Here is a 14343-nt window from a genome sequence, read left to right as displayed (position 1 = left end):
AAGGAGAGAAAATGAAGCGCGAACAGTTCATCCGAGAGCTTCGAAAGATCGCCAAAGACAAGCAACTGGACTTGGAAATCTTCGAAGACAAAGGAAAGGGTTCGCACTACCGGGTTAAGCTCAACGGTAAGATGACAACGATCAAATCCGGCGAACTGACAGCCACTTATGTGCGACTGGTCAAAAAGCAGCTTGGCATCGATTGATGCCAAGCCCCACCAGTCGAAACGCAACACGAAGGAAAGGAAGCTGAGGAACACATGCTCTTCAAATACATGGCGAGTGTCGAGGACGATCCCGATGGTGGTTTCGTTGTGACGTTCGCAGATGTGCCCGAAGCCATCACGGCGGGCGAAACCAGAGAAGAAGCGCTTACCAATGCGCGTGAAGCTCTTGGCCTCGCCCTTCGTGGCATCCTTCAGGAAGGCGGCAACCTTCCTGAACCGGTTTCCACAAAAGGAACGCCGGTTTCTGTCGAGGCAGATGTTGCCCTCAAGCTGGGAGTGATACAGGCGTTTAAGGCGTCCGGTATTTCCAAAAGTGAGTTGGCGCGACGCATCGGTAGGGATGAAAAGGAAGCACGCAGAATTCTTGATCCGGACCAAGCGACCAAGATTGGCGTACTTCAGGAGGCTTTGCGAATGTTGGGAATGGAAGTCACCGTTTCCGTCCAACGCGCGGCATAAAACGTGGGGCGACCTTAACTGGGTCGCCCCATTTCTGTTTTCCGCAGGACAATTCACTTCACACCGCCTTCCGGCGTTCCGGCCTGATTACCCCAAAAATCCCACGTGCCGTTCAGGCGAACATCGTCTTCCGCAAGACTGTCCTTGCGTTGAAAAAGCTCCAGCTTTCGAACGTCCGGCCAAAGCCGGTCAATCTGTTCCGCATACCAGACAGGCTTTCGGCTATGTTCTGTCTTGGGTTCGGAATAGAGGCTTGGCGGCTGCGTTCCCATAAGAGGCGCAAGCGAGAGGGAGCCACGCTTACCGATCAAAAGGCTTTCGTGACGGTCACGGGACCAGCGGCCCATGCCGATGTTGACCTTGTCCCACACCAAGGATGTCACGAACTGAAAGCCCCACGCTTCAAGCACCGCAAGGCCATCTGGTAGGCGATTGGCGGTCACCCAAAGCAGCAACACCGCGTCACGCGTGAATGGCGATTTCTCGCCAGCGCAGAGCGCCTTGATGGCATCCACAGTCATTGATGGATAACGTAGACCCTTGTCCTGACCGGTTTCGTCACTCCATGCCTCTTGCTCCCAAGGCGGATCGGCGTAACCAATGGGATAGGCGGCGCGCGGCATGTCCTCGCCACCCTTGCGGCCATGCTCTGCAATCAGACTGACCATGCGCAGCCGCGATTCACGGTTGCTGGCCTGCTGGATTGTGCGGATTTCCTTGCTTTCGGCTGCAATCGCCTTATCGGCGTCTATCAATCCACGCGCGAAACGCTCTTGCGCTTCGTGGGTTTCTAGGCGTTTCATTTGGTCCAGCGTCACACCCTTGTCGTGACGCGTGCCGCGTAGCATCTGCAATGCCTTTACGGAAATCTTCTCGCCGCGCTCTATATCGCGTTGAACTGTGCGTTCTTTCTGACCCGTCGCCTCAGCCGTTGCGGCGGTAAATCGTTTGGCTTCGGAGCCTTCGCCAATTTGGCGAACCCTCGTATGCTGATTTTCGCCAACCGCCGTTTCCGGGTGCTTGACGAGATAGATTTCCTTGCGCCGCGCCAGAAACAACGCCCGGTCGGACGGCGTCAGATCAGCGCGGATCAGGTTTTCGTCAATCTCGCAAAGCTGCCGGTCCAGTTCGTCGCCATCATTATGAAAGCAGAGAACATGAACGCCGAGGCGGCGGCAGGTTTCCAAGCGGTGCCCACCAGCCCCCAGCCGAACGGCTACATCCGTTTCCTTGCCGTAGACGATGATCGGAGACTGTTGCCCGTGATTCTTGAAGGAATCCATCAGGGCAAGAACTGTCTTTTCGTCCAGTTCTCGCAGCCGGTCGCCCGCATCGATTGTCTGCGGATCGCGCAGGATGGCGACTTTCCGGGCGGGAATTGCAACCGCGTCCGCCTGCGGGAGCTTGCCCAGCTCACGCGCCCGGTCAATCAACTCGATTGCGTTATCACCGGGGCGGAACAGGTTGCCGTCTTTACGGTCGCGCGTGAGGTAGCGGTTCGCCACAGCCTTGCAAGCCGCAACAACTTCATTGGGCTTCTCGCAGCGGTACTTACCATCGCGAACAGCCGCAGCAACGATGGAAAGACCGACTTCGCCGGGAAGAGGAAGGCCGTTGACACTCATTGCTCATCCTCCAGCATGCCCAGCGCCGCCATGTAGGTTTCCAGCACCGTTTGTTCGTTGGTTCTCTGCGCAGGGTCTTGCTTGCGAAGCTTGATGATCTTTCGAATGGCCTTCGTGTCGAAGCCGCGCGCCTTGGCGTTCGCCATTTCCGCTTTTTCATCGTCGCCGATGGCGCTCTTCTCTTCCGCAAGGCGCTCCATGCGTTCGATGATCGCGCGAAGCTCATTCGCGGCAGAGGTTCCCGCGCCGACCGATGCGCCAACGCGCTCGCGTGGGCCTTCGTCTGAGGGTTTGCCGCCTATGGCGTAAGGGTCGTAATCGCCAGCCATCAATGCACCCTCGCCACTTGGAGAAGGTAATCACGGCCTTTGCTGGTGATAATCGCGAAGCGCCGATCCGCCGACAGGCGAGCAAAGCCAGCGCGCATGCACTGTGCGGCGGACGGCGCTTCGGCCCGGCAAATCTCGCGCCAGACGATCGCATCGGACAGGCGGCGGAGAAAGCCCCGGTCGCGGTCGGAAATGGGAGTTTCGAAAAGAGAAGGGGCGGCGCTCATTCGTCACCGCCTTTCGATAGAGCCTTAGCCAATCGGCGGTGGATTTTCTGAACGAGGTTATCAGCAGAACGCCGAACATCTTCCGCCTTCGGCAGCATTTCGAGCATTTCGCGATCCGAGAAAATTCCGTCGCTTGCTGCCTCCGAATAGACCGCGAAGAAGTCTGCGTGTTCCGCCATAAGCTTTGCCGATCCGGCGTGGAGGCAATCGCGCCCTCGCGCTTCGCCCGCAGGATCAAGAACGCTCGCACCCGTCAGGACAGCCATGGTCCGTGAAACGACTGGCCTACCCAAATCGGCCTCAAGAACGATGATTTCCCATTGCGACATCAGGTCAGGGTCGTTCCAGGCATTGAAGCGGCCAACCTGTGCGGTTGATCGGCCCAGCAGAAGGGCGGCGCGGTCTATCCCGCCGACTGCCTCAATAAGATCACGTTGCGCCCCTTTGATTGGACGGAACCAGGGCTGCTGGTGGTATTGCTCTTTCTTCATTGCCAAGCTCCAGACAAACGGAAGCGCAATGGGAAATTTGTCGAAAAATTCCCATCGAACGCGGAAGCGAAATTTGTGAATGTGGGCGGGAGTCAGATGCCTATGGAGGCCCGCATGCAAAACGAGAATGCCCCGCGCCGGAACCTGTCAGCACAACCGCTCCAGCGCGGGTCGCAGCAGGCCGGGAGGTTGGGCCGCGCGAAACAAAAGGTAGGCACGTCATTCTGCGGCCTCCTTAAACGAAACTTGGTTTTCGGGGGACCGGGCATCAACGTTAGCACCGTAAATTGTCTCAACCGAAAGACCTGATAGCGAAATAATTATTGCCCAGTGGCGGTCGGGAATCCCGCTCTTGAGCCACTTGTAAACAGCATCCTTAGAAAACGGTTCGCCAAAGCGCTGGCTTGCGTCGGCGATCTGCTTCGCTCCGCCCGCCTTTTCGATTACCTGCGCAACTGTGAGATTCGTTTTCCCATCCATGTTCGCAGTATTAGTGGATTTAAAATCCAATATCAAGGTGGCGGAAATCCAAAACGGAAAATATCTCCAGCTTTATGATGTGCATTATGGAATGGTGGCAAAGATTACAGCAGGCTGTAGACGAAAAGGGCTGGACGAAGACGGAGCTTTCCGCCCGCTCCGGTATTCCTTACGACAGCATCAACAAATATCTTCGAGGCGACATTAACCAGCCACGCGGTAACAACATGGAGAAAATGGCGGATGCCTTAAGTGTTCCGCTGCTCTGGTTGCGCGATGGTTTAAGCGTTACCTCGAACCAGAACGTTACCCCCGTGGCCGGGCGTCTTGTGCCGGTGGCAATTATCGGGAAGGTGGAAGCGGGTACATTTCGTGAGGTCGATAGTTTCGATCAAAGCGATCGTGAGACTATTTCTTTACCCCCGGATGATCGCTTCCCCAATGCTCGTCAGATGATCTTTGATGTGTCTGGCGACTCCATGAATGACCTGAAGCCTCGCCCAATCTTGGACGGCGATCGGATCGTTACCGTCTCATATGAAGACGTTGCTAACCAGGTCGTTCTACGCGACGGTATGGTGGTAGTAGTCGAAAGATCGAAAGACGGCGGACAGACACGAGAGTGGTCTGTAAAGCAGATCGAAATATACGAAGACAGAACGGAGTTTCATCCCCGCTCTGCAAATCCCAGACATAAGCCGATCATAATTAAAAGAGATTACCATAGCGATGACGGCGTGCAGGTCGAAATTATTGGTATCGCCCGCCGCATCATCAATGATCTAAACTTCTAGGACGCCAGAGATCGTCTTTTATCGGTGGCGTACTCTACGCAAGCTTCTTCGATTTCCCGCACGAACCAAGGCTGCACAGGCTCACACATCCGCATTGCGCCACTATCATCGACAAAGTTCATTACAGGGAAGATGTGGAAGCCTTCGTCGTCTCCGCCTATCGGCGCAACTCCGGCGATCTTGAAGCTGTATCCTCTGAAACGTCTTTTCAAAAAGTCCACGAACGAACCCTCTGACGCAGCGAACTCATTGCGCCGGTGGTAAGGCGGAACGACGATAAACTCTAGCACTTCATTTTCTCGCATCTTCTTCATCCTTTGATGCCGATCAGCTGCGCAATGGGATGCCCGCAAGGACCGCACGAAAAAGATAGGTTTGCTAAAAACCCGCTTTCCATCAATTCATCTGCATCGTTCGGAGAGTCGTCCCCAGGGGGCACATCGATAACCCTAGACGTCTCCCGCATGCAGTTTTCACAGCGCAAGAACAGCTCGAAAGCTCTGTAGCTTTTTAGTGCAAGGCCCATTTTTGTTCTCCTTTAGTTCTCATTTTCCCGAAAATGAACCGTGAGTCGAGTCGTTTTCACAAGTTGGATTTTATTTCCATAAAGCGCTTGACCGAATAATTAATTGGATTTAATTTCCATTCTGTTCAACCCGCCCGGCACGCGGCGAGAACAAGCCGGGAAGCCCTCTCCTGAAGAGGTCGCGCCCGCATCCTCATCAAACAGACTGGAGAACGGCATGCTGCACGTTGAAACCGCAAACGATAACGAACTCACCCAGGCCATGGCCGATGCAATCCTTCGCGTGGGCGAGGGCTGCACCAAAGACAATCTGCGTGAATGGTTCACTGACGCCGAAATCTCACGCTGCGGTGAAGCCGCCACGGCGCGCGCCCACACCATCAGCGTGGAAGTCAAGCGCGCCGTCGCCTGACGCATCCGCTCTGGTTTCCGCCTCCCGCCGAGGCGGTTTCCCGAACGGATGGAGACTGGAAATGGCAATACTTTCACCAGCGCAGCGCCGTAAAGCGGCCTGCGGACCAGCTTTCAGACAGTCCTACATTGATGATGGATGGAAAGCGGGTGCGCCTTACATCATCGGCGGATTTGCGCGATTTCGCCAAGTCGCAGAGATACGTAGGCGACTAAAGGCAAAGCAAATACGTGGTCTCGATGCGGTGAGAATTACCTATTTGATGCTCCTGCATGCGCGCCGCGACATTCGTAACGGACGAAGGCTGACGCCTCTTCCGGGGTGACAATCCCCATCCGCTCTGGTTTCCGCCTCCAGCCGAGGCGGTTTCCCGAACGGATAAAGGAGAACCCACCGTGTTCCGCATTTCCCCTATGATTGAGACACCACCCACAGCGCATGACATTCGCATGATGCAGACGATTGCTGGCATTTGCTTCGCGGCGCTGATTTCAGCCTGTGTAGTTATGGGTGCCATCTGATGGTGGCCCTCCAATGAGCAAGCACCTTCCGAAACCTGTTCGCAAATCAGCGACACAGCGCCGTGGAGCTGCGACCTACAACAAGGGTTATGAGGCGGGTTATGCTCAAGCTCTCACGGTCACGGGCCGCGCCAAACCACCACAGCAATATTACGCCTGCGAGCTTTGCGCCTGTACGGCAGGGGATGAGGACGGTTGCCTGCATCCCGCCGAAGAGATTTTCGAAATGCGGATGGGCTTACGGCTCTGCCGCCATCACGCCATGGAGGTTGGCGGCGGCGACCTGTCCCGGCCTCTCTCCCGCCGTGTCTCACATTGCAATCCCCATCCTGACGACGACGCAATTGACCAGTTCGCGCTTGGCATGAAAATGAAAATGGCGGTGGCGCGCGCGAAGGGGCGTGGCGGCTGGCACAGCAAGCAACAATGCACCGCCGAAGACCTGTCCCGCATGCTGCATGCACACGTAATCAAGGGCGATCCGGTGGACGTGGCAAATTTCTGCATGATGCTCAGCATGCGGGGCGAGAGGATTGTTGAGGGTGCGCCCGAACCGCAAATGAGGCTCGCGTGACCCGCCGCAAAACTATCTTCGACAAGATCATGAACCGCGTTCAGATTGACCCTGAAACGGGTTGCTGGGTTTGGACCGGCCCAACTTCCGGCACTACGGGCCGGGGAGCCGGCTATCCGCGAATGTCCCTGGGTTGACAGACGGTCGCCGTGCACATCGCCATGTGGACGAATGAGCATGGTTATATCCCCGGCAAGAAGGAACTTGACCACAAATGCCGGAACCGCCTTTGCGTGAACCCGAACCCTGACCATCTGGAGATGGTCACGCGCAAGCGTAATGCGATCCGCCGCGAAGAAGCGAAGCGGATGCGCTGTGAAGAGGTGCAACAATGACAGCACGTGAACGGTCAGCAGGCCAAAGCAGGGCGGGTGGATATTCGCGCATGACAGCTTGCCCTTTACCCGCCGTCCTCGGTCTCAGCCGGGAACAGGCGGCGGCATATGTCGGCGTATCGCCATCGCTCTTCGATAAAGCTGTTGACGCCGGAACATTGCCGCGCCCAAGATCGATAGGCGCTAGAAACATTTGGGACACGGAAGAGCTGACGACAAGCTTCCGAGCAATTCCGCATCGGGTTAATGATGAGGGTGAGCGAGTGCCCGAAACGAGTAAGGGCAACGCGTGGGACAATGCCAGAAGTGAAAATTAAGCTCCCGAAAGGCGTGAGCCTTGATCGCGATTTCCGCACTCGCGAACCGCGTTACTATTTCCGCGCTCCAGGTAAATCGAAAGTTCGGCTGCGAGAGACGCCGGGCACAAAGGAATTTGAAGAAGAGGTGGCATGCGCCCGCCTCGGTGTTGCCTACGTAAAACCCGGCACAGTAGAAGAACCTCCCTTGTTGGTCCGAAAGGCCAAGGAAGGCACGTTCGAATGGCTGGCAACGGAATACAAGCGACGCATTGGGGACAAGATCAATCCCGGCCTGTATGGCCGACGCGCTAGAATGTTTGAAGAGATTTGCGATAGTAAGCTTGGCAAAACGAGGCGCGGCGACCTTCCTTACGCGGAGATGCTTCGGCGGCATGTTGTAGAAATCCGTGACGAGCTGCGAGACACGCCAGGGGCGCGCAATCACGTCATCAAAACGATTTCGGCCTTGTACTCTTGGGCAATTGAAGTGGGTCTTGCCGAAACCAATCCAGCTTCGAAAATCAAGCCGCTTGACGTAGACAAAGCCACTCACACATGGACCGTCGATGAAATCCGACAGTACGAGTCCGTGCATGGACCCGGCACCAGAGCGCGCCTGATGCTGCACCTCGCCATGTATACCGGCTTGCGCCTTGCCGACCTTTCGAAGATTGGCAGACAGCACGTTCGCAATGGCTGGCTTTCGATCCGGCCCGGTAAGACGCGCAAATCCAGCGGCGTGAATGTTGACTTACCCGTACTGCCTGCGCTCCAGGCAACGATTGATGAATGCAAGACTGGAAAAATGACCTTCTTGATAACCGAGTTCGGCAAGCCGTTCACGGTCAACGGTCTCGGCAACAAGATGAGGGATTGGTGCGACGAAGCCCAGCTATTCCATTGTTCCACGCATGGACTGCGAAAAGCAGGCGCGACCATCGCCGCAGAAAACGGCGCGACCGATGAAGAGTTGATGGCAATTTATGGATGGGTAACGAAGGCACAGACCACGACTTACACCAAAAACGCCAATAGAAAGCGGATCGCAAAGAAGGCGGTTGAAAAGCTGATGCCGGAACAAAATGACAAAGAAGTTGCCTACACAGCTGATAAGGCACCTAAGTCAAAAAGCGCGTAACAGTGGTTCACGGTCCTTCGCATCCGCTCACGTTAATACAAGGCCATAAATGGACTTAGAGGCATGAGCCCATTTGCATCGACGGATTTTTAGTTATTCTCGGCAAAAAGCGCTTTTACGCTCAGCGTCCCAGCAAGACGCTCGGGCAGACCGGCATGACTGACCGATAGCGAGAAGGAGCAATCAGAGTCAATCGATACAGGAAGTCCCTGTAGAGGGAGAGACACAGGGAGTTTCTCATTCATGACTTCAACCTCCACATCCATGCGAGCAATTTCAGTCCGCTGCGAACCGACGTGTTTTCTCACACTAAAGTTCAACTTCTGCTTTCCGGCAGGCAAGCCAGCGATTTCAACCCACATTGACAATGGCAATGTAGCCGGGCCGACGGAAACGTTCATCTCCCCGGTGTAAACGCCGATTAGAATAAACTTGCCCGACATTTCTTGGCGAATATCGTCGCAAAAAAAAGCATGAACATCATTAATCAAGGTTAAGTAACTCCCAGTTTCTGGATTGATCGTTTACGATCTTCGCAGAGTTGCCTCTCTCATTGTGCTCAAAATTGATAGGCAACGAATAATGCTTTTGCTGGTGGTGAACAACAACCCAAACGTTTTGCTGTGACAGAGATCCTGTGCCTAGGGTGAGCACCTTTCTGGCTTCAAGATTTGTCTCCGATTTGCTTTTAAACTCGATGATTTGGACAGCATGTTGCGACTGTCCGTTGTCAAAACTGAACGCAATATCCGGAACTGCATCCATCGCCCAAGCTATCTCACCGATGCTTTCAGCAGTGAGGTTCGCATAACCCGAAAAGCAGCGATTAACGCGTGCGCGATCGATATCAAGACGTAAAGCAAGTTCTTGTTGGGTAAATTTACCCTGTCCTTTTCTAGCCAATAACGCGCGCTGGAGTGCCCTGCCGAGCTTTGCAACAAACTCTGCTCCGGCAAGCTCCTTAGGGGATACGTCTATTTCAAAAGACATCGGATGCCGTGGCTCCTACCACCCATTTGGGCTCATCAAGTTGTAACTGTTGTCGCATCTTCACTACCTCATCTCGATAGTAAGCATGGATTCCGGGGGCATTATGAGTTCGCTCGAAAGACTGCGCCCTCGCAGCAACAAAAATACGGGGACGATGAAACCATCCAAAAATTCTCAGGTCAGCCGTTTTTAGTTCGAATACATCATCGTCAGTTGGCCGCATGTGCCAGAAGTTCAATTCTGGCTCAAAATCTTCACCAACGACAAAGTTCTTCAGAAGTACTGCTGCCTGCAATTTTGGAGCAATACTGTCTTCGTAAAACGGCTCCATGGTACAAAAATCCTCAAGCAGCCACTTTGCTGCGTCCCTAAAAAACCACATCTCGCGACCGCGACCAGGTATGACACGGTGTTTGTGTTTGTAGAGCGACAAAACGCCAGCGGTTTGAAGTTCATCTAATGTTGCCATATATGTCAACAAAATCCTTTTAACAAGGCGTTAACGTCTGAGAGGAATCGCTTTCGTGCGCTTTCGTTTCTCTTATAGCGGGAATCTGGTGTTTCACACAATCGCATGGAAATGAGCTGAAACGCTCGCGAAGATGGTCAAATTGAAAACGCGCTACGTCCCCTGCGTTGCATCGCTGGGCATCGGTTCGTGCACTACAAGAGTATAGGCTCGTCGACAAAATGTGAGGGCGCCAAAGGAGATTTCAAGAACAAAAAGGCACTCAAATTGTCCCACGCCCTAAGAGGTTGACAGAAGTGAGACAAAAAACGCCTAAAAAAGCAAATTATTCAAGGCTGCTGGAAAGTTGATGGTGCCCCTTGCCGGAATCGAACCAGCACTCCTTTCGGAACCTGATTTTGAGTCAGGCGCGTCTACCAATTCCGCCAAAGGGGCAATTCCGAAGCGTGTCGGTTGGTATGCGGCGGACTATACGAACCGCGGGTCTTTGGTCAACCTGTTTTTGCTGAAAAGTGTGTTTCACGAAACTTTGTTTCGCCATCCTACGCTGGGTGGCTCTGAGGATTGCAGTCCGGCTCTGACTGGATTAGAGCGGTGTGATCCCGCCTTATTTTCCACCTGTTCAGGTGTTTTTAAAATTCTCCAAAGTTGTGAAGGACGATCATGACCTATGTAGCCTCAGCAGAAAAAAGCCGTTCTGTCTCGGCGGTGCTCGTCACTGCGGGCATGATCTTTACAGTTGGGTCGGCGCTTGGTTTCCAGCATATTGGCGGTTACACGCCTTGCGCGCTTTGCCTGCTGCAGCGTGATCCTTACTATTACGCCATTCCGATTGGTATCCTGGCCATCGTCACCAGTGTCTTCAAGCTGCCGGTTGCCTTAACCCGGGTATTGCTCGTCCTGATCGGTGTTGCCATGCTGATCGGTCTTGGGCTCGGCGTTTATCATTCGGGCGTGGAATGGGGCTTTTGGGCTGGCCCAACGACTTGCTCCACGGGCGCGCCGTCGATCACCACCAACGCCGGTAATCTCTTGAGCGATCTCAATGCGATCAAGGCGCCATCCTGTAATGAGGCAGCACTTCGGGTGCTCGGACTTTCCTTCGCGGGTTGGAACGTGATTGCGAGCGCGGTACTGGCTGGGATCGCCTTCTGGGGCGCAAGCCGTAAGAGCGTCTGATACGGAAAAAAATTGCAGTCCTGGAATATCAGGGCTGCAATTCGGTGTCCCAGTAGAGATAGTCCATCCAGCTTTCGTGCAGGTAGTTCGGCGGGAAGGACCGCCCATTATTGTGCAAGTCCTGCACTGTTGGCTGGTAGGGATGCTGGTGCGGGAACATGCCGGCCTGTTTCGGTAGCTTGCTGCCCTTTTTCAGGTTGCAGGGAGAGCAGGCTGCGACGACATTGTGCCATGTCGTCTCTCCGCCATGGGCGCGGGGGACGACGTGGTCGAATGTCAGATCGTCGCGAGATCCGCAATACTGGCACTCGAACTTGTCGCGAAGGAACACGTTGAAGCGGGTGAAGGCGGGGTTTCGCGTGGGCTGGACATAGGTCTTCAAGCTGACGACGCTCGGCAATCGCATCGAAAAACTGGGAGAGCACACCGCGTGGTCATATTCCGCGATGATGTTCACACGGTCGAGGAAGACTGCCTTGATCGCGTCCTGCCAGGACCAGAGCGACAAGGGATAATAACTCAGTGGCCTATAGTCTGCGTTCAGTACGAGCGCGGGCAGGGCCTGTGGTGAAACTGCAATCGTCAAGGGCGTCTCCTGACCGATTCGGCATCTGCATCTGTATATTAGGTCCGTTGTTACAGGATTGTGAAGCCTCTAAATGAAGCGCGGAAAGAAAGGCAGATTTCAGGCAATCGGCAGCGCATCGCGCCGCGTGATCGAGGCGTAGTAGGCCCAGAAAATGCGCGCGGCGACCGAGCGCCATGGCGACCAGGAAAGTGTTCTTTCGACGAGCTCTTGTCGGGTCGGACGTGCTTGCAATTCGAATGCGTGCATGATGGCGGCCTGAAGCGCCACATCACCTGCCGGGAAGATATCCGCGTGCCCGCCGCAAAACATCAGATAGACCTCGGCCGTCCAAGGTCCGATGCCTTTCAACGCGGTTAATCGGTGCATCGCGCTGGTCGGTTCGAGGTTGGTGATGCCGATGAGGTCCAGCTCTCTGGCGGCTACGACCGTGGCGAGGGACAAAAGCGTCGTGCGTTTGGCATTGGACAAGCCGAAGCTTGAGAGGGTCGCCTCGTCGACGGCAAGAAAACGCTCGGCCGTCATCACGCCCGTTCCCGCGATCATGCGGCGCCAGATGGCATCGGCGCTGGCGCGAGACACCATCTGCGAAACGATGATATGCGCCAATCCGGCAAAACCCGCCTCATTCAGCCTGAGCGGGATAGAACCCGCCTGATCGATCACGGGCTCCAGACGGGGATCGATCAGGCGAAGTGCGGACACGCCCTCCTCGATATCGGCCATGGATTGGATGATCTTCATCTTAGAACCCAGCCCATAATGACAGCCCGCCGCAAAACGTGGCAGAAGACATCATGATTTTACCCCTTCGTCAAAATCCGGTTTTTCGCTTCGCGCCCAGTCCCAACGGCCAACTGCATCTTGGGCATGCGCTTTCGGCCTTCCTGAACCATGACATGGCTGTCGCGCAAGGTGGGCGTTTTCTGCTGCGCGTCGAAGACATCGATCTGACGCGTTGTACACCTGCCTTCGAACAGAGCATCTATCAGGATTTGCGTTGGCTCGGCTTGCGTTGGGAGGAACCGGTTCGGCGGCAGTCGGAGCATTTTTCGCAATATCGGGCAGCACTTGATCGTCTTATCGAGATGGGGCTGGTCTATCCTGCCTTCATGAGCCGTGGCGAGATCAAGGCCTTCGTCTCGGACTACGAATCGGCCGGTCGAAGCTGGCCGCGCGATCCGGATGGCGCACCGCTTTATCCGCCGTTGGACAAGGCGCGGGGCTTTCATGAGGTCGAAGCTTTGTTGGCGTCTGGCGTGAAACATGCGTGGCGGCTGGACATGGACAGAGCCTTGGCACAGCTCTCTGAGCCGTTGGCCTGGACCGAGTGCGGGCAGGGCATTGATACTCGGGTTCAAGCGCATCCGGCGGCGTGGGGCGATGTGGTGCTGTCGCGATCCGACGCTCCATCCAGCTATCACCTTTCCGTCGTTGTTGATGACGCGCTTCAGGGCGTGACGAAGGTTGTGCGCGGGCTCGATTTATTCCACGCCACCTCGGTCCACCGTCTGCTTCAGGTGCTGTTGGATCTGCCTGTACCGGATTATCACCACCACCGCCTCATCTTGGGCGCGGATGGGCGCAAGCTGTCGAAGAGCGAGGGCAGCGCAGGCCTGGCAGTCCTGCGCGAGGCCGGTCGCACGCCGTCAGATGTCCGCCGCCTCATCGGCCTCTAGTGCCCGCCTCAGGCTGCCGGTGCGGATGCCAGCCTTCACCACCCGGCGAACGCGGTACTTCATCAGCGCCGCGTTGACTTCCGCGCCCAGCATGAAGATGACGCCGACCATGTAAAGGAACACGAGGACGATCATCACAGAAGCCAGACCGGCATAGGTGGCGGCATAGTTGGCGAAGGTGGCAAGGTAATAGGCAAAGATGGCCGCGCCAATGATCCAGAAAATCATCGTCAGCAGAATGCCCGGCAGTACGTCCCACAGCTTGCGACGGCCAGCCGGTAGCCAGAGATGGGCGGCAACGAGGCCGACTGTCAGCACTACGATCGTTCCATAGAGGCCGAGGTTGGAAACCAACTGCAACACCTCGGTCAGAAGGGGCGAGCGGGTTTCAACGAATTTCAACGCGACGGGAACGGCAACCAGCACGATGCTGATGCCGGCAAAGACGATCACGGCGAGCACGACGTAAAAGAGGCTGAGCAGACGCGTGACGTACCACCACCGGGTTTCGGTGACGCGATAGGCACGGTTGAGCGAGATGCGAATGGCCTCCACGCCGTTGGAGGCGAAGTAGGCGGCTGCCAGAACCGAGATGGTCAAGAGCCCGCCACGCGGTATCGTCAAAACCTGCTGAACCTGAGCCGCAAGCGGCCCGGCGATTGCCTCCGGCCATGTGTCGAAGATCAGATGGACAGCAGTTTCGGAAAACTGGTCCGCACCCAGGAAGCTTGCGAGCGCCGTACCGAAAATCAGAAACGGGAAAAGTGCCAAGAGACCCGATAGCGCCACGTGGCTCGCCATGGCCCAACCATCATCCTCGGCAAAGTGGATATAGGCGTCGTAGGCAACCTTGCGGGCGAGGCTTAAAGCGGCAGCCATGTCACCTCCTTGATCAGCATTTCATTCGTAAGATGCAATGAAATATGGAAAATGGGTTTTGAATTGTATAGTGCCCGAGGCCACGCATCGGTTCCATTTTATCGATAAGAATTGTGCGCTATTC

The 14343-nt window shown here is 55.4% G+C and carries 22 protein-coding genes, 1 tRNA gene and 1 pseudogene; 10 read left to right on the top strand and 14 right to left on the bottom strand.

Annotated features, from left to right (window positions below):
* Window positions 1–11: 11 nt before the first annotated feature.
* Together QE408_RS03410 and QE408_RS03405 are read left to right on the top strand one after the other, a co-directional pair.
* Window positions 12–206 carry a hypothetical protein gene (locus QE408_RS03410; RefSeq protein WP_306928550.1) on the top strand — a complete coding sequence of 65 codons (195 nt, stop codon included), beginning with the start codon at window positions 12–14 and terminating at the stop codon, window positions 204–206.
* Between the two features lie 54 nt (window positions 207–260).
* Window positions 261–686, top strand: a complete 426-nt coding sequence (locus tag QE408_RS03405) for a type II toxin-antitoxin system HicB family antitoxin (RefSeq protein WP_306928547.1) — start codon at window positions 261–263, stop codon at window positions 684–686.
* A gap of 53 nt (window positions 687–739) precedes the next feature.
* Here QE408_RS03405 and QE408_RS03400 read toward each other — a convergent pair whose 3' ends face one another.
* The 5 genes from QE408_RS03400 to QE408_RS03380 form a co-directional block, all read right to left on the bottom strand.
* A complete protein-coding gene (locus tag QE408_RS03400; protein WP_306928546.1) occupies window positions 740–2311 on the bottom strand; it encodes an MT-A70 family methyltransferase in 1572 nt (523 codons plus the stop codon).
* On the bottom strand, window positions 2308–2640 hold the full coding sequence (locus QE408_RS03395; RefSeq protein WP_306928543.1) for a DUF2312 domain-containing protein: 333 nt from the start codon (window positions 2638–2640) through the stop codon (window positions 2308–2310). The genes QE408_RS03400 and QE408_RS03395 overlap by 4 nt, the downstream gene beginning before the upstream one ends.
* Complete coding sequence (locus tag QE408_RS03390; protein ID WP_306928542.1) at window positions 2640–2867, bottom strand: hypothetical protein; 228 nt, start codon at window positions 2865–2867, stop codon at window positions 2640–2642. Before QE408_RS03390 ends, QE408_RS03395 begins: the two co-directional genes overlap by 1 nt.
* Complete coding sequence (locus tag QE408_RS03385) at window positions 2864–3358, bottom strand: hypothetical protein (RefSeq protein ID WP_306928540.1); 495 nt, start codon at window positions 3356–3358, stop codon at window positions 2864–2866. Before QE408_RS03385 ends, QE408_RS03390 begins: the two co-directional genes overlap by 4 nt.
* A 219-nt stretch (window positions 3359–3577) precedes the next feature.
* Window positions 3578–3874: a carph-isopro domain-containing protein gene (locus QE408_RS03380; RefSeq protein ID WP_306928539.1), complete on the bottom strand. Its 297-nt coding sequence runs from the start codon at window positions 3872–3874 to the stop codon at window positions 3578–3580.
* A gap of 50 nt (window positions 3875–3924) precedes the next feature.
* On the opposite strand from QE408_RS03380, the gene QE408_RS03375 reads away from it, so the two are divergent.
* Window positions 3925–4632, top strand: a complete 708-nt coding sequence (locus QE408_RS03375; protein ID WP_306928538.1) for a LexA family protein — start codon at window positions 3925–3927, stop codon at window positions 4630–4632.
* Here the strand turns inward: QE408_RS03375 and QE408_RS03370 are convergent.
* Together QE408_RS03370 and QE408_RS03365 are read right to left on the bottom strand one after the other, a co-directional pair.
* Window positions 4629–4937 carry a hypothetical protein gene (locus tag QE408_RS03370; protein WP_306928537.1) on the bottom strand — a complete coding sequence of 103 codons (309 nt, stop codon included), beginning with the start codon at window positions 4935–4937 and terminating at the stop codon, window positions 4629–4631. The two genes, QE408_RS03375 and QE408_RS03370, sit on opposite strands and share 4 nt — an antisense overlap.
* Window positions 4938–4942: 5 nt before the next feature.
* A complete protein-coding gene (locus QE408_RS03365) occupies window positions 4943–5158 on the bottom strand; it encodes a hypothetical protein (RefSeq protein ID WP_306928535.1) in 216 nt (71 codons plus the stop codon).
* Between the two features lie 217 nt (window positions 5159–5375).
* Between QE408_RS03365 and QE408_RS03360 the strand changes: the two genes are divergently transcribed.
* The 5 genes and pseudogenes from QE408_RS03360 to QE408_RS03340 all read left to right on the top strand — a co-directional run bounded on the left by QE408_RS03360 (window position 5376) and on the right by QE408_RS03340 (window position 8437).
* Window positions 5376–5570, top strand: coding sequence for a hypothetical protein (locus tag QE408_RS03360; protein ID WP_306928534.1), 195 nt, complete (start codon window positions 5376–5378; stop codon window positions 5568–5570).
* A 61-nt stretch (window positions 5571–5631) separates the two neighbouring features.
* Window positions 5632–5895: a hypothetical protein gene (locus tag QE408_RS03355; RefSeq protein WP_306928532.1), complete on the top strand. Its 264-nt coding sequence runs from the start codon at window positions 5632–5634 to the stop codon at window positions 5893–5895.
* Between the two features lie 209 nt (window positions 5896–6104).
* Window positions 6105–6665, top strand: a complete 561-nt coding sequence (locus tag QE408_RS03350; protein ID WP_306928531.1) for a hypothetical protein — start codon at window positions 6105–6107, stop codon at window positions 6663–6665.
* Between the two features lie 29 nt (window positions 6666–6694).
* Window positions 6695–7000, top strand: a pseudogene (locus QE408_RS03345) (HNH endonuclease signature motif containing protein).
* Between the two features lie 297 nt (window positions 7001–7297).
* A complete protein-coding gene (locus tag QE408_RS03340; RefSeq protein WP_306928529.1) occupies window positions 7298–8437 on the top strand; it encodes a tyrosine-type recombinase/integrase in 1140 nt (379 codons plus the stop codon).
* A gap of 89 nt (window positions 8438–8526) precedes the next feature.
* Here the strand turns inward: QE408_RS03340 and QE408_RS03335 are convergent, their stop codons facing one another.
* The 4 genes from QE408_RS03335 to QE408_RS03320 all read right to left on the bottom strand — a co-directional run bounded on the left by QE408_RS03335 (window position 8527) and on the right by QE408_RS03320 (window position 10331).
* Entirely contained in the window at window positions 8527–8928 is a 402-nt protein-coding gene (locus tag QE408_RS03335) for a hypothetical protein (RefSeq protein ID WP_306928527.1), read from the bottom strand.
* Window positions 8921–9427 (bottom strand): helix-turn-helix domain-containing protein, encoded by a 507-nt coding sequence (locus tag QE408_RS03330; RefSeq protein ID WP_306928526.1) that lies wholly within the window; start codon window positions 9425–9427, stop codon window positions 8921–8923. Before QE408_RS03330 ends, QE408_RS03335 begins: the two co-directional genes overlap by 8 nt.
* On the bottom strand, window positions 9417–9896 hold the full coding sequence (locus tag QE408_RS03325) for a hypothetical protein (RefSeq protein ID WP_306928524.1): 480 nt from the start codon (window positions 9894–9896) through the stop codon (window positions 9417–9419). The genes QE408_RS03330 and QE408_RS03325 overlap by 11 nt, the downstream gene beginning before the upstream one ends.
* A 350-nt stretch (window positions 9897–10246) precedes the next feature.
* Window positions 10247–10331: transfer RNA gene (locus QE408_RS03320), tRNA-Leu, on the bottom strand.
* A gap of 228 nt (window positions 10332–10559) precedes the next feature.
* Here QE408_RS03320 and QE408_RS03315 point away from each other — a divergent pair.
* A complete protein-coding gene (locus tag QE408_RS03315) occupies window positions 10560–11075 on the top strand; it encodes a disulfide bond formation protein B (RefSeq protein ID WP_306928522.1) in 516 nt (171 codons plus the stop codon).
* A gap of 28 nt (window positions 11076–11103) precedes the next feature.
* On the opposite strand, the gene QE408_RS03310 is transcribed toward QE408_RS03315, so the two are convergent.
* Together QE408_RS03310 and QE408_RS03305 are read right to left on the bottom strand one after the other, a co-directional pair.
* On the bottom strand, window positions 11104–11661 hold the full coding sequence (locus tag QE408_RS03310; RefSeq protein ID WP_113261506.1) for an HNH endonuclease: 558 nt from the start codon (window positions 11659–11661) through the stop codon (window positions 11104–11106).
* Window positions 11662–11760: 99 nt separating this feature from the next.
* Window positions 11761–12405, bottom strand: a complete 645-nt coding sequence (locus QE408_RS03305; protein ID WP_306928520.1) for a DNA-3-methyladenine glycosylase family protein — start codon at window positions 12403–12405, stop codon at window positions 11761–11763.
* A gap of 38 nt (window positions 12406–12443) precedes the next feature.
* Here QE408_RS03305 and gluQRS point away from each other — a divergent pair, with 38 nt between their 5' ends.
* On the top strand, window positions 12444–13340 hold the full coding sequence (gene gluQRS / locus QE408_RS03300; RefSeq protein ID WP_373465479.1) for a tRNA glutamyl-Q(34) synthetase GluQRS: 897 nt from the start codon (window positions 12444–12446) through the stop codon (window positions 13338–13340).
* Here gluQRS and QE408_RS03295 read toward each other — a convergent pair.
* Window positions 13311–14219, bottom strand: a complete 909-nt coding sequence (locus QE408_RS03295; RefSeq protein ID WP_306928516.1) for a YihY/virulence factor BrkB family protein — start codon at window positions 14217–14219, stop codon at window positions 13311–13313. The genes gluQRS and QE408_RS03295 overlap by 30 nt on opposite strands.
* Window positions 14220–14343: the final 124 nt, after the last annotated feature.

This window comes from Agrobacterium larrymoorei (genome assembly GCF_030819275.1).
Classification (GTDB): Bacteria; Pseudomonadota; Alphaproteobacteria; order Rhizobiales; family Rhizobiaceae; genus Agrobacterium; species Agrobacterium larrymoorei_B.
This window is presented reverse-complemented; position numbering and strand designations above follow the sequence as displayed.

Coding starts and splice junctions, on each gene's coding strand:
- QE408_RS03410 (WP_306928550.1), top strand. CDS start 12: ATGAAGCGCGAACAGTTCATCCGAGAGCTTCGAAAGATCGCCAAAGAC.
- QE408_RS03405 (WP_306928547.1), top strand. CDS start 261: ATGCTCTTCAAATACATGGCGAGTGTCGAGGACGATCCCGATGGTGGT.
- QE408_RS03355 (WP_306928532.1), top strand. CDS start 5,632: ATGGCAATACTTTCACCAGCGCAGCGCCGTAAAGCGGCCTGCGGACCA.
- QE408_RS03390 (WP_306928542.1), bottom strand. CDS start 2,867: ATGAGCGCCGCCCCTTCTCTTTTCGAAACTCCCATTTCCGACCGCGAC.
- QE408_RS03395 (WP_306928543.1), bottom strand. CDS start 2,640: ATGGCTGGCGATTACGACCCTTACGCCATAGGCGGCAAACCCTCAGAC.
- QE408_RS03315 (WP_306928522.1), top strand. CDS start 10,560: ATGACCTATGTAGCCTCAGCAGAAAAAAGCCGTTCTGTCTCGGCGGTG.
- QE408_RS03370 (WP_306928537.1), bottom strand. CDS start 4,937: ATGCGAGAAAATGAAGTGCTAGAGTTTATCGTCGTTCCGCCTTACCAC.
- QE408_RS03375 (WP_306928538.1), top strand. CDS start 3,925: ATGGAATGGTGGCAAAGATTACAGCAGGCTGTAGACGAAAAGGGCTGG.
- QE408_RS03295 (WP_306928516.1), bottom strand. CDS start 14,219: ATGGCTGCCGCTTTAAGCCTCGCCCGCAAGGTTGCCTACGACGCCTAT.
- QE408_RS03325 (WP_306928524.1), bottom strand. CDS start 9,896: ATGGCAACATTAGATGAACTTCAAACCGCTGGCGTTTTGTCGCTCTAC.
- QE408_RS03365 (WP_306928535.1), bottom strand. CDS start 5,158: ATGGGCCTTGCACTAAAAAGCTACAGAGCTTTCGAGCTGTTCTTGCGC.
- QE408_RS03400 (WP_306928546.1), bottom strand. CDS start 2,311: ATGAGTGTCAACGGCCTTCCTCTTCCCGGCGAAGTCGGTCTTTCCATC.
- QE408_RS03360 (WP_306928534.1), top strand. CDS start 5,376: ATGCTGCACGTTGAAACCGCAAACGATAACGAACTCACCCAGGCCATG.
- QE408_RS03340 (WP_306928529.1), top strand. CDS start 7,298: ATGCCAGAAGTGAAAATTAAGCTCCCGAAAGGCGTGAGCCTTGATCGC.
- QE408_RS03350 (WP_306928531.1), top strand. CDS start 6,105: ATGAGCAAGCACCTTCCGAAACCTGTTCGCAAATCAGCGACACAGCGC.
- QE408_RS03330 (WP_306928526.1), bottom strand. CDS start 9,427: ATGTCTTTTGAAATAGACGTATCCCCTAAGGAGCTTGCCGGAGCAGAG.
- QE408_RS03385 (WP_306928540.1), bottom strand. CDS start 3,358: ATGAAGAAAGAGCAATACCACCAGCAGCCCTGGTTCCGTCCAATCAAA.
- QE408_RS03305 (WP_306928520.1), bottom strand. CDS start 12,405: ATGAAGATCATCCAATCCATGGCCGATATCGAGGAGGGCGTGTCCGCA.